This is a genomic window from Capnocytophaga sp. HP1101, from assembly GCF_054772415.1.
This window is the reverse complement of record NZ_BPUU01000003.1, coordinates 339,895-353,936: the sequence shown is the minus strand read 5'-3', so window position 1 is coordinate 353,936 and position 14,042 is coordinate 339,895. Positions and strand designations below refer to the sequence as shown.

The 14,042-nt window shown below is 41.6% G+C and carries 5 protein-coding genes; all 5 read left to right on the top strand.

The features are described 5' to 3' along the window. Nucleotides 1–350 precede the first annotated feature (350 nt). Nucleotides 351–4,592 carry a glycosyltransferase family protein gene (gene glgP, locus RCZ04_RS02670; protein WP_460484417.1) on the top strand — a complete coding sequence of 1,414 codons (4,242 nt, stop codon included), beginning with the start codon at nucleotides 351–353 and terminating at the stop codon, nucleotides 4,590–4,592. A gap of 204 nt (nucleotides 4,593–4,796) precedes the next feature. Continuing rightward, nucleotides 4,797–6,167: an OmpA family protein gene (locus RCZ04_RS02665; RefSeq protein WP_111972921.1), complete on the top strand. Its 1,371-nt coding sequence runs from the start codon at nucleotides 4,797–4,799 to the stop codon at nucleotides 6,165–6,167. Nucleotides 6,168–6,258: 91 nt separating this feature from the next. Continuing rightward, complete coding sequence (gene uvrC / locus RCZ04_RS02660) at nucleotides 6,259–8,049, top strand: excinuclease ABC subunit UvrC (protein WP_460484416.1); 1,791 nt, start codon at nucleotides 6,259–6,261, stop codon at nucleotides 8,047–8,049. 467 nt (nucleotides 8,050–8,516) lie between these two features. Then, nucleotides 8,517–9,305 (top strand): Fic family protein, encoded by a 789-nt coding sequence (locus RCZ04_RS02655; RefSeq protein ID WP_460484415.1) that lies wholly within the window; start codon nucleotides 8,517–8,519, stop codon nucleotides 9,303–9,305. Nucleotides 9,306–9,336: 31 nt separating this feature from the next. Beyond that, on the top strand, nucleotides 9,337–13,002 hold the full coding sequence (gene purL / locus RCZ04_RS02650; protein ID WP_460484414.1) for a phosphoribosylformylglycinamidine synthase: 3,666 nt from the start codon (nucleotides 9,337–9,339) through the stop codon (nucleotides 13,000–13,002). Nucleotides 13,003–14,042: the final 1,040 nt, after the last annotated feature.

Genomic DNA, 14,042 nt, shown 5'->3' with positions numbered 1-14,042 from the left:
AAAAACGGTGCGAGCCGCACGGGCAAAGGACGAAGAAAAGGTGGGATAACATCCCCCCTACCCCCCTTCAAAGGGGGAGATGTGATGGAAAAGTGAAAGAGACATCCCCCCTAACCCCCTTCAAAGGGGGAGTGTAGCGATGGAAAAGCGGTGCGAGCCGCACGGGCAGAGAGGAAGGGACTAAGGTAAGGTGAAGAAATGAGGAAGGAAACCTCCCCCTGCCCCCCTCGGAGAGGGGGAACTGTAGCGACGGGAGAGGGGGAATGTAGCAACGGAAAATAGTATTGTATTGAATTGATGATAAATATAACATCTAAAAATTGACAACTAACGGCTAAACACTAAATATAATGAGTAGTACAAAGAAATTTAATCCTGACTATGTGTTTGAAACCAGTTGGGAAGTATGTAACAAAGTGGGGGGCATTCATACGGTGATTGCTACAAAAGCCCCAAGTATTGCAAGACAATTCAGGAGTAAGTATATTTTGATTGGTCCTGATATTTGGCAACACAACGAAAACAAAGAATTTGTAGAAAACCGCGAACTTTTTAAATCGTGGCGTGCTAAAGCAGCTTCTGAAGGCTTGCGTGTGCGTGTAGGAAACTGGAAAATAGAAGGGAATCCGATTGTAATACTTGTTGATTTTTCTCATTATGTGAGTGCTAAAAACGACGTATTGCGTTATTATTGGGATAACTACAAGCTGGATTCTTATAACAGTCCGTGGGATTATGTAGAGTCGGTGCTTTTTGGGTATGCAGTAGGGAAAGTGATTGAGAGCTTTGTGAAGTTCAATACCGCTTCACGCGAAAATGTGATTTGCCAATTCCACGAATGGATGACGGGTAGTGCGCTACTGTATTTGGAAGAGGAAATGCCTAAAATAGGTTCGGTATTTACTACTCACGCTACCGTAGTAGGTCGCGCCATTGCAGGTAACGGCTATCCGCTTTACAACGATATGAAGAGCTACAACCCAGAAGAGATGGCTTATCGCTTTGGGGTACAACACAAACACTTCCTCGAAAAAGAAACGACTAAAGTAGCAGACTGTTTCACGACTGTGAGTGAAATTACTGCCCAAGAAGCACAGCACTTCCTCAGTAGAAAGACTGATATTATCACGCCTAACGGTTTTAACCATAATATTGTGCCTGACGAAAAAGACTTTGATAAGAAACGTGCTGTTGCGAAAGAGCGTCTTATGAGCGTGGCTCAGGCTTTGGTGACTCAACCTATTAGCAAGGATACCAAAATTGTAGCTATCAGCGGTAGATATGAGTTCCGCAACAAGGGTATTGATGCTTTTATTGATGCGTTGGGGGCACTGAACCGCAATCCTAAGAACAAGAAAGAGCTTTTGGCTTATATCTTAATCCCAACGGCTCACGATGCGCCTAACCAAGGATTGCTAAATAATTTGCACAACCCTCAGCAAACTACGGAGAACGAACAAAAGCACCTTACGCATATTCTGCCTGATGTGTATCACGATGCGATAATGACTCGTATTTATGAGCAACAGCTCTTTAACCGCAAGGAAGATAAGGTGAAAGTGATTTTCTGTGCAAGCTACCTCAACGGTAACGATGGGGTGTTCAATCTTCCGTATTACGATTTGCTCATCGGGTTGGACGGTACGGCTTTCCCATCGTACTATGAGCCTTGGGGCTATACACCCCTTGAAAGTTTAGCTTTCAAAGTGCCTACTATTACTACTACTTTGGCTGGGTTTGGCAAATGGGTAAACGATTATTACCCCGAAAAACAAAAAGCGATAGAAGTAGTATCGCGCACTGATAGCAATTACGGTGAAGTAGTAGGGGCGATTGCTAAAAATATTCAGAATTTATTAGACAGCAAAGAGCCAGACTTCCAAGCGCTTCGAGAAACAGCGGGCAAAGTATCGGAAATTGCTCTGTGGAAGAACTTGGTACAATATTACATTAAGTGCTATGAACTCACCCTTGAAAACATAGAAGATAGGGTAGAGAGTTTGCCACCGGTAGAAACTGATGGAGTAGCCTATTTAGAGAAATCGAAAGTGGTGAACACGCCTAACTGGCGAAGTGTGATTATCCACCGTGCCATTCCTGAAGCGTTGCAACCGCTTGAAGAGCTTGCTAAGAACCTTTGGTGGTGCTGGAATGACGAGGCTTATGAGGTGTTTAAATATATCGATAAAGCTAAGTGGATAGAAGTGCGTAAGAACCCTATTGCGCTTTTGGACAGCATCTCACTTACTCGATATAAGGAATTGGAGCAAGATGCGGTGTTTATGCGCAATCTCTCTAAAGTATACGCCGATTTTCAAGACTATATGGCTAAAAAATCGGAGATGGTAAGTCCTTCAATCTCGTATTTTAGTATGGAATACGGTTTACATTCTTCTTTGAAGATTTATTCAGGAGGTTTGGGCATCTTGGCGGGGGATTACCTAAAAGAAGCGAGCGACAAGGCAACCAAAATTACTGGGGTAGGTTTGTTATACCGCTACGGTTATTTCACTCAAAAACTATCATCAGCAGGAAACCAAGAAGCTGATTACGAAGCACAAGATTTTTCTAAAATACCGGTAACGCCTGTTATTGATGAGAGTGGCAAGTGGGTGATTGTATCAATAGATTTACCGGATAGGACGCTGTACGCACGTGTTTGGCGTGTGGACGTAGGTCGTATAGAATTGTACCTGCTTGATACTGATTTTGAGAACAACCGCGAGGACGACCGCTCTATCACTCACCACTTGTACGGTGGCGACTGGGAAAACCGACTTAAACAGGAAATGTTGTTAGGTTTAGGAGGTATTAAGATGTTGCGCAAATTGGGTATCGACAGCGATATTTACCACTGCAACGAAGGACACGCTGCTTTTATAGGGTTGGAACGCTTGAGCGAGTATATTGAAAACAACAACCTCACTTTCTCAGAAGCGATGGAAGTAGTACGCGCTTCGTCACTCTTTACTACGCACACGCCAGTACCGGCAGGACACGATGCTTTTGAAGAAGGGTTATTGCGTGCTTATTTAGGTGGTTATGCCGATAAGTTACACGTGAATTGGGAACAAATGCTGGCTTTGGGTAAGATAAACTTACAGAACCCACACGAAAAATTCTCGATGAGTAACCTTGCTGCCAACCTTTCACAGGAAGTAAATGGTGTGAGCTGGTTACACGGTGAGGTAAGTAAAGAAATCCTAAAAGACTTGTGGCCAGGTTATATGCCTGAGGAACTACACATTAGCTATGTAACTAACGGGGTGCACCAACCTACTTGGACAGCAGGCTTGTGGAAGGAAGTGGAAAACGAAGTATTTGGCAAAGACTACAAAACACACCACTACGACCCTAAGAGCTTTGAGGGTATCTATAAGGTATCTGACCAACGCGTATGGGAAATCAAAACGGCACTGCGCTCTAAACTCTTGCGCCGTGTGGAACAAAAACTGCGTTTAGAGAAGAATACACCTTATTTCTCACCGCGCCAGTTGGTGGAAATCAAAGAGAACTTGCGCGAAGATATCCTTACTATAGGTTTCGCACGCCGTTTTGCTACTTACAAACGCGCTCACTTACTATTTACAAATATAGAGCGATTAGATAAAATAGTAAACAATCCTGAGCGCCCTGTGCAGTTTATCTTTGCTGGAAAAGCTCACCCTGCCGATAAAGCAGGGCAAGATTTGATTAAGAATATTGTGGAAATTTCTAAATTACCACAGTTCTTAGGCAAAATATTGTTTATTCCTAACTACGATATGGAGCTTGCGCGCCATATGGTACAAGGGGTAGACGTGTGGATGAACACGCCTACACGCCCATTGGAAGCCTCAGGAACCAGTGGAGAAAAAGCTGCAATGAACGGTACTATGCACTTTAGTGTGCTTGATGGTTGGTGGGTAGAAGGGTATCGTGAAGATGCTGGTTGGGCTCTCCCTATGGAACGCTCTTACGAAAACCAACAGTATCAAGATGAGATGGACGCTGAGACGATTTACAATATTATAGAAGACGAGATAGCTCCTATATTCTATGACAAGAATAAAGACGGTATTTCATCACGCTGGTGTGCACTCATTAAGAACACTATTGCGAAAGTAGCCGTGAATTTTACGACTACCCGTATGCTTACCGATTACGAAAACCAATACTATTACCCAATGACTGAGCGGGTAAGCAAGATTAAAGACAATGGTTTTGCTATTGCGATTGAGCTTTCGAACTGGAAGCGCAAAGTAACTCAAGAGTGGGATAATATTAAAGTGGCTAATTTTAAAGTGCCCAATCGGAACGAGCAACTCATTTCTATTGGCAAAATATACAAAGGTGAAATTACCTTAGAATTGGGAGAATTACGCCCTGAAGACATAGGAGTAGAATTGGTAGTAGCCCAACATAAAGACGATAAGTTTAAAGTACTCTCGACAAGTGAGTTTACAGTAGTGGCTCAAGAAGGCAACAAAGCTACCTATCAATTGGAAATTGCCTCAGAATATCCAGGTGCTTTGCACTTAGCAATAAGAATTTTCCCAAAAAATAATTTATTGCCACACCGCCAGGATTTCGCTTTGGTAAAATGGCTATAACAAATAAATAAGTATTTCATTTTAAAGTATATACAAAGGAAATAAGCAAATATATAAAGGTTAAAAAAGCCTCTATTTTGGAGAGATTAAAAGAATAAGAAATGTTAAAATTAATAAAAAAATATCTCTAAAATGATTTTGTATTAAAATAATACTTATATTTGCACCAAAATTAAAATAGTAATCAAAATTCATTTTTTAAGTATGAAGAAAATCAAAGTAACTTTATTTGCTTTGGCTGCTGCTTTCTCGGTAGCAGTTCAAGCACAAGATGAAGACAGTCCTTGGCAAATAGGATTTGGAGTGAACTCCGTTGATATTCGTACCCCTGATGCATTCGGGGACTTAATGAAAGACTGGGGAGGGCCAAGCGATATCAATATCCTTCCAGCAGTTTCTCGTCTTTCAGTAGGTAGATATATCGGAGCTGGTTTTTCTGCTGAATTATCAGGTTCTTTAAACAAAATCGAAAAAGGATTCGGTTATGACAAAGATCTTGATAACAAAGTAGATTTTTCTTTCTGGTCTGCAGACTTAGCGTTGCAATACCACTTTAAATCTCTTTGGAACAAAGAGAAAGTAAAATGGTTTGACCCATTCTTACAAGTGGGTGGTGGTTATGCCGCTATTGACAACGAAGGTAAATTCCGCGCCTTAGGTGGTGGTGGTGTAAACTTTTGGTTTACCGAAAACATCGGTATTAACTTGCAGACAGCTTACCACCCTACTTTCCAATCTGATTCAGAAGTGGACTACTTCCAACATGCTGCCGGTATTACCATTAAATTTGGTAAAAAAGACCGCGATAAAGACGGTGTAGCTGACAAAGATGACCTTTGCCCAGATGAACCAGGTAAACCAGAATTAAAAGGTTGCCCAGACCGCGATAATGACGGTGTAGCTGATAAAGACGACGCTTGTCCTGATGAAGCTGGTAAACCAGAATTGAAAGGTTGCCCAGACAGAGACAATGATGGTATCGCTGATAAAGATGATGCTTGTCCTGATGAAGCTGGTCCAGCTGAATTTAACGGATGCCCTGATACTGATGGTGATGGTGTGCCAGATAACGTAGACCAATGTAAAGATGTAGCTGGTCCTAAAGAAAACAACGGTTGTCCTTGGCCTGATACTGATGGTGACGGTGTTCTTGATAAAGATGACCAATGCGTAGATGTACCTGGTCCTGCTTCAAACAACGGTTGTCCTGAAGTAACTGAAGAAGTTCAAAAGAAATTGAACGACTTTGCACGCACTATCTTGTTTGACGTAAACAAAGCTACTATCAAACCTCAATCAGCAACTGTATTGAACCAAATCGTTGACGTATTGAACCAATACAAGAATTCTAAATTCTCTATTGAGGGTTACACTGATATCAGTGGTAAGAGAGCTAAGAACCAAAAATTATCAGAAGATAGAGCTTATGCTGTTAAAGCTTATTTGATTGAAAAAGGTATCGATGAAGGTCGTTTGACTGCAAAAGGTTTCGGTCCTGATAAACCAATCGCTTCTAACAAAACTAAGAAAGGTAGAGAGCTCAACCGTCGTGTTGAAATCAACTTAGTAAAATAGTTGTTTCTCTAACCCTTTTGTTACACATAAAAAGAGGTTGCCCGTAAGGACAACCTCTTTTTAATTATTAATTATCAATTACTAATTGTTTATGCTCTCTTCTATCGAAATTCAGTTGCAAACCCTTCCTACTAACCCTGGTGTTTATCAGTTTTATGATGATAGTAACACGCTTATTTACGTAGGGAAAGCGGTTAATTTGAAAAAGCGCGTTTCTTCTTATTTTCAAAAAGAACACGACAATGCTAAAACACGTATTTTGGTGAGGAAAATTGCGCGCATTGAACACATAGTTGTAGCCACTGAAAGCGATGCTTTACTACTTGAAAACAATCTTATTAAGAAATATCAACCGCGCTATAACATTTTGCTGAAAGACGACAAGAGTTATCCGTGGATATGCGTGAAGAAAGAGCGTTTTCCACGTGTGTTCTCTACGCGTAGGGTAGTGAAGGACGGGTCGCTGTACTTTGGTCCTTATACCAGTATGAAAACCGTGCACACGCTTTTAGATTTGATAAAAGAGCTCTTTGCTTTACGTAATTGCAATTATGATTTATCGCCACAGAACATTGCCAACCACAAGTTTAAAGTGTGCTTGGAATATCATCTAAAAAATTGCAAAGGACCCTGTGAAGGTTACCAAAGTGAGGAAGATTACAACCACAATATTCAGCAAATTGTAGAAATTCTCAAAGGGAACTTTAAAGATGCCTTACATCAGTTTAAGGAGGAGATGATGGCTTTGGCTGCCGAAATGCGTTTTGAAGAGGCACATCTTATCAAGCAAAAGATACAGAGCTTAGAAAATTATCAGGCAAAATCTACTATTGTGAGTAGTAAAATCACGAATGTAGATGTATTTTCAATTGTTTCGGACGAGGAGTACGGTTATGTAAACTTTCTGCAAGTAGCCTATGGGGCTATTGTGAGAGCGCATACTTTGGAGATTAAGAAAAAATTAGAAGAGACTGATAGAGAGCTCTTGGAATACGCCATTATCGATATTCGAGAGCGCTTCTTCTCTAATTCAAAAGAGATTATCGTGCCTTTTGAAGTAACTCTTTCCGAAGGCTTGCAAGCGACTATCCCTAAGGCGGGCGAAAAGAAACAGCTCTTAGACCTCTCGATGCGCAATGCAAAACACTTCCGACAAGAAAGGTTTAAGCAGGAAAAAATAGTAGACCCTGAGCGCCATACGAACCGCATTCTCACCCAGATGCAACGAGACTTGCACCTATCGGTACCGCCTGCGCATATTGAGTGCTTTGACAACTCTAACATTCAGGGTACGAATCCCGTATCGGCGTGTGTGGTGTTTAAGAATGCGAAGCCGAGCAAGAAAGACTATCGACATTTTAACGTAAAGACCGTAGAAGGTCCTAATGATTTTGCCTCGATGGAAGAAGCTGTATATCGACGTTATCGGAGGTTGTTAGACGAAGACCAACCCTTGCCTCAGCTCATTGTAATAGATGGAGGCAAAGGACAATTGTCATCGGCATTGAAAGCCTTAGAGCAATTAGAACTGCGCGGAAAGATTGCTATTATTGGCATTGCGAAGCGTTTGGAGGAGATTTATTTCCCTGAGGACAGTATTCCACTATATTTAGACAAGCGTTCGGAAACCTTGCGAGTGATACAGCAGTTGCGCGATGAGGCTCACCGTTTTGGAATTACCTTCCACCGACAAAAACGCAGTAAATCGGCTATCATATCGGAACTTGATAAGGTAGAGGGAATTGGAGAAAAGACTAAAGAAACGCTTTTGCAACATTTTAAATCGGTGAAGCGCATACGTGAGGCTTCGTTAGAGGAGCTTACTCAAGTGGCAGGTTTCAGAGGGAAGAAAGTATTTGAATATTTTCAGGATCATCAATAGAAACAAACGCTTCATTTGTTAGTAATGACAATTTATTTTATAGCTTTGTTGTATGTTTCTATTATAGAAATTATCTATGATAAAACAGGATACAGTTCAACTGTAAGAGCTTTATAATCAAACGTTATTCGAAGCTTAGACGAAGGTAAGACGAACCTAAGGCGAAGGTAAGACGAAGAACAGAGGTAGAAAGGTGGTCTCTTAGATACCCATAATAAGCACTTCTGCTATAAAAATAATCTATACTTTTAAATAGAAAGTTTTTGATATATTATTCATAATTATTTCGTATCTTTGTCGCAAGTTTAAACTTCAAAAGAAAATTACAATGAAAAAGCTAAGTATGTTAGCCTTCGTGGCTATTACAATGACGGCTTGCAACAACAACATTAGTACAACACGAACCATTGAAAAAGAAAATATGAGCATATGATAAAGTAGCGTAGAAAGAGAAAAAACAAATAACAATGAAAGTTTCTGAAGCACTTCATATCACCAATAAACTATTTGAACTGTATAAAGAAAAAATGAGGGTAGGCCTACCTCTATCCTTTTCAAAAATAGAGGAAATACCTCTTACAGAAGAGAGTTTTCAGTTTTATACAGCAGTTTCGTCTATAGCTTCTTCTAAAATTGAAGGAGAGGAATTGGATATCGATAGCTATTTGAAACACAAATTAGACGGGGTGGCTTACCAAAAGAGTTTAGTGGAAAAACCTAACGATGTATTTAATGCTTATACTTTTGCCCAAGACAATCGGCTTACACCCACAAACTTACTAAAAGCGCATACTATTATCACAAAGAATTTATTAGGTGTTCATTCACAAGGCAAAGTGCGCACTTCGGATATGATTATACGTGATGTAGCAAAAGGAACTGTAATTTATGAGGCTTGCCCAAAAGAGGAAGTGGAAAGTGAGTTTAACGTATTTTGTAAGTTCTTAGAACAGCTTATAAAGCGAAAATTAACTGTAGAAGAAACTTTCTTCTATGCCTCTTTACTGCACTTGTTTTTAGTAAAAATACACCCTTTTGACGATGGCAACGGGTGTACAGCACGGTTGCTTGAAAAATGGTTCTTAGCTGAAAAAATAGGCTCTACTTGCTGGTTTATACCCTCTGAACTCAACTATTGGAAACAACGAGAAACTTACTATCACAATATTGCCTTGTTAGGTTTCTTTTACGAAAAACTGAATTACAACAACAGCATAGCTTTTTTACTGATGTTACCTAACTTTCTAAACACTTAATTATTAATTGCTAATTGTCAATTGAAAAAAGATGATACTCTTCTTTAAAAACCCTAAAAACACCCTTTACGCGGTAGCTACCGAGGCTGCCCTGAGCGAACAAAACCTCAACAAACTGAAATGGCTCTTTGGCAACGCCGAGCAACTCCCCTCCCCTACTCTCACGGGCACTTTCATCGGGCCTCGCGCCGCGATGATTACCCCTTGGAGTACCAATGCAGTGGAAATTACCCAAAATATGGATATCCACGGCATCACTCGCATCGAGGAATTTCACGAGGTAACCGACCCCAACACGGCTTTCGACCCTATGCTCTTTGAGCGTTACGAGGGTCTAAACCAAGAGAGCTTTACTATCGACATCAAACCGCAAACTACGGTTGAAATTGACGATATCGAAGCCTATAACCAACAAGAAGGATTATCGTTAAGCAAAGAAGAAGTAGCTTATTTAGAGAAACTATCCCAACAATTAGGCAGAAAACTTACGGATTCGGAAGTGTTTGGCTTCTCGCAAATCAACTCCGAACACTGCCGTCACAAGATATTCAACGGCACTTTTATCATCGATGGGGAAGAAAAACCATCGACTCTCTTCAAACTCATTAAAAAAACTTCAGAAGCACACCCTAATAGCATCGTATCGGCTTATAAAGACAATGTAGCGTTCATCAAAGGCGCTACAGCCGACCAGTTTGCGCCTAAAACTGCCGATAAACCCGATTTCTACGAAGTAAAACCTTTTGAAGCGGTGCTTTCGCTGAAAGCGGAAACTCACAATTTCCCTACAACCGTCGAACCTTTTAACGGGGCTGCTACGGGCTCTGGTGGCGAAATACGCGACCGTTTGGCAGGCGGACAAGGGTCTTTGCCTTTGGCGGGCACTGCGGTATATATGACGGCTTACCCACGATTGGAAGAAGACCGCCCTTGGGAGCAGGCTATGGCTGAACGCAAATGGCTGTACCAAACCCCTATGGATATCCTCATCAAAGCGTCTAACGGAGCTACTGATTTTGGTAACAAATTTGGGCAACCGCTGATTGCAGGCTCTCTCTTCACTTTTGAACACGAAGAGGGCGGTCGCAAATTGGGCTTCGACAAAGTGATTATGCAAGCTGGGGGCGTAGGCTATGCCAAAGCCTCTCAAGCGATCAAACATACCCCTAAAGAAGGTGACAAAATAGTGGTGCTTGGTGGTGAAAACTACCGCATCGGTATGGGGGGTGCTGCGGTATCGTCAGCCAATACAGGGGCTTTTGGGGCAGGTATCGAGCTCAATGCGGTACAACGCTCTAACCCCGAAATGCAAAAACGCACTGCGAATGCCATTCGTGCAATGGTGGAATCAGACGAAAACCCTATTGTTTCTATCCACGACCACGGAGCTGGCGGTCATCTCAATTGCCTCTCTGAACTCATTGAGGAAACCGGCGGTAAGATTGATTTGGACAAACTGCCCGTAGGTGACCCAACCCTTTCGGATAAAGAAATCATCGGCAACGAATCACAAGAGCGTATGGGCTTGGTATTGCCCGACAGTGCAATTGACCAACTCAAAGCCGTAGCCGACCGTGAGCGCGCGCCTATGTACGAAGTGGGCGTGGTAACTAACGATAAGCACTTTAGCATTGCTTCCGAAAAGAAGGGTACCCACCCTATGGACTTAGACCTCAGTGCGCTCTTTGGCAGTTCGCCTAAAACCATTATGGAAGACACTACCAGTCCGATTACTTACGAAGGTCTTACTTATTACGAAAGCAACCTCCGTCAGTATCTCACTCAAGTACTACAGTTGGAGAGCGTGGCTTGTAAAGACTGGCTTACCAACAAAGTAGACCGTTGTGTAGGGGGCAAGGTTGCCAAACAGCAATGTGCTGGCGCTTTGCAACTCCCTCTAAACGACGTGGGCGTAATGGCATTGGATTACAACGGCAAAGAGGGCATCGCTACCAGCATTGGGCATTCACCGCTTACCGCCTTGATTAGTCCCACAGCAGGTAGCCGCAACGCCATTGCTGAAGCTCTTACCAATATCGTATGGGCACCGCTCAAAGATGGTTTGCAAAGCGTATCACTCTCAGCCAACTGGATGTGGGCTTGCCGTAACCAAGGGGAAGATGCTCGCTTATACGAAGCTGTACAAGCCGCTTCCGATTTTGCTATCGAACTCGGTATCAATATCCCTACCGGTAAGGATTCCCTTTCGATGAAACAAAAATACCCCGATGGCGATGTGATAGCACCTGGTACGGTGATCATCTCGGCCATAGGGCATTGCAACGATATACAAAAAGTAGTAGAACCTGTGCTTCAAAAAGGCGGTGGTAATATTTACTATATCAACCTCTCAGCCGATCACTTCAAATTAGGCGGTTCGGCTTTTGCCCAAATCTTGAACAAAATAGGCGACGAGGCTCCTACCATCAAAGATACTGAAAACTTCAAAACAGCCTTTAACGTACTCCAATCGCTCGTACAAGACGGCAAAATACAAGCAGGACACGACATTAGCAGTGGCGGATTGATTACTGCGCTTTTGGAAATGTGTTTTGCTGAAAACAATTTAGGGGCAACTATCGACCTCAGCGGACTCTCTGCTGATGAAGACCTTGTCAAAACCCTCTTTGCTGAAAATGCGGGCGTACTTATCCAAGCTGATAGTAGCATGGAAGCCATACTCGAAGCACACGGTTTAGAATGGGCAAATATAGGCGAAGTCACCGAAGGCGAAGAACTTATCATCTCTCATTTCGGCAAAACTCACCACTTTAACATTCCTGAATTGTGCGATGTGTGGTTCCTCACTTCTTACCTTTTAGACAAACAACAAACCCAAAACGACAAGGCTACCGAGCGTTACCAAAACTACTCCGAGCAGCCTTTGCAATACACCTTCCCTACACACTTTACAGGCGAAAAACCCATACGACCCGCAGGCAAACGCCCTGTAGCAGCAGTGATTCGCGAGAAAGGTAGCAACTCTGAGCGCGAAATGGCAAATGCCCTTTACTTAGCCGGCTTTGATGTGAAGGACGTCCACACTACCGACCTTATCAGCGGACGTGAAACTTTGGAAGATGTACAGTTTATCGGGGCTGTAGGCGGTTTCTCCAACTCCGATGTGTTGGGCAGTGCCAAAGGTTGGGCAGGGGCTTTACTCTACAACGAAAAAGCTAAAAAAGCCCTCGATAACTTCTTTGCCCGTCCTGATACGCTTTCCGTAGGTATCTGCAATGGCTGTCAGCTCTTTATGGAATTGGAGGTGATTAACCCTGAGCATAAGGAGCACGGCAAGATGTGGCATAACGACAGTGGTAAGCACGAAAGCAACTTTGTATCGGTTACCATTCCTGAGAACAACTCGGTAATGCTTTCCTCTTTGGCAGGCAGTACCTTAGGGGTATGGATTTCGCACGGCGAAGGTAAATTCCACTTGCCTTTGACCGAAAGTGAGTACAACATCGTAGGCAAATACGCTTACGAAGGTTATCCTGCTAACCCCAATGGCTCCGACTACAATACCGCTATGTTGTGCGATAAATCTGGACGCCATTTGGTAACGATGCCCCACATTGAACGCTCTGTTTTTCCTTGGCAATGGGCGTACTATCCTGAGGCAAAACCTGCAGTTACCCCTTGGTTAGAGGCCTTTATCAATGCCCGCAAGTGGATTGAAGCGAAGAATGCCCAATAAAAATGGTAAATAAAATCTTAAAATAGGCCGTATTACAACTTTTAAAATTATGCTAAAACGGGCATTTCAACCCCCTTTTGTATTAAACTTTTGTTAAACTTGAATTTTTGCTTGACAAGTACGATTTTATTCGTACCTTTGCATCGCAATGAGGGTGGTAGCTCATTGTAAACTTCAAATAATAGTTTTCATAATTTAAAGTTTTGGTTGGTTAATGAAGAAGTCCGATAAATTCTTTTATCGGGCTTTCTTTTTTAGGTGTTGTAACACTTCTTCTAAATTAATTCTATGCTTGGGGAGACCTGAAGGAGCTCTAAGGTATAAGTTCTTCAAAAAAGGTTTCGAAATAATTCAAAAGTAGTTTAAGATGATTTTTAGCTAAATAAGGCTGTTGGGAGCATATGCTTAGCTTATACAAAGCTTATAGGAAGCTTATACGAATCTTGGACGATTGTTATACAAAGGGTATGTAAAAGGCTAAGAATAAGGAGTTAAGAGCAGGCGTTAATTAGTAGTTTTGAGGGTAATAAAACGACGAATAAAGAAAGGTGCGATGAAGATAGGACAATGATATCAAAGGTTTAGAAGAGAAGAGAATATTAGTTATTTTGTTTAGTAGCAATTTTAATTTTATTTCTTTTTTGTACAGAAGAAAACTGAAAAAGAGTCGTATAAAATGAGAATATTATACAGATGAATCGTGTAGTGTATACACAAAATGAAGTTTTTTGGCATATTGAAGAAAAAAGCACAAAAGATTATTAAATGCTGATAATAAGCTATTTGAGCGTAAAATAGATTACTTTATCATTTTTGGCACGCTATTTTCAATATAGATAGTGTAAGTTTGGCAGACGGGATGTTAGTGAAACTTGCAAGTGCATTTAAATCATAATAAATGATGACACTAAAAATTGCTTGAAAAAACTGAATTAAACAAAATTACTGAAAAATTGCTATAAGAAACATTGTTAGATAAAAATTATTCATTGAAACGAGATTTTGAGAAGACACAGAGATTGCTAAAATAAACATTGTTA

Bases quoted from the DNA above. Each gene is read 5' to 3' on its own strand.
- purL (WP_460484414.1), top strand. From the start codon at position 9,337: ATGATACTCTTCTTTAAAAACCCTAAAAACACCCTTTACGCGGTAGCT.
- RCZ04_RS02665 (WP_111972921.1), top strand. From the start codon at position 4,797: ATGAAGAAAATCAAAGTAACTTTATTTGCTTTGGCTGCTGCTTTCTCG.
- glgP (WP_460484417.1), top strand. From the start codon at position 351: ATGAGTAGTACAAAGAAATTTAATCCTGACTATGTGTTTGAAACCAGT.
- RCZ04_RS02655 (WP_460484415.1), top strand. From the start codon at position 8,517: ATGAAAGTTTCTGAAGCACTTCATATCACCAATAAACTATTTGAACTG.
- uvrC (WP_460484416.1), top strand. From the start codon at position 6,259: ATGCTCTCTTCTATCGAAATTCAGTTGCAAACCCTTCCTACTAACCCT.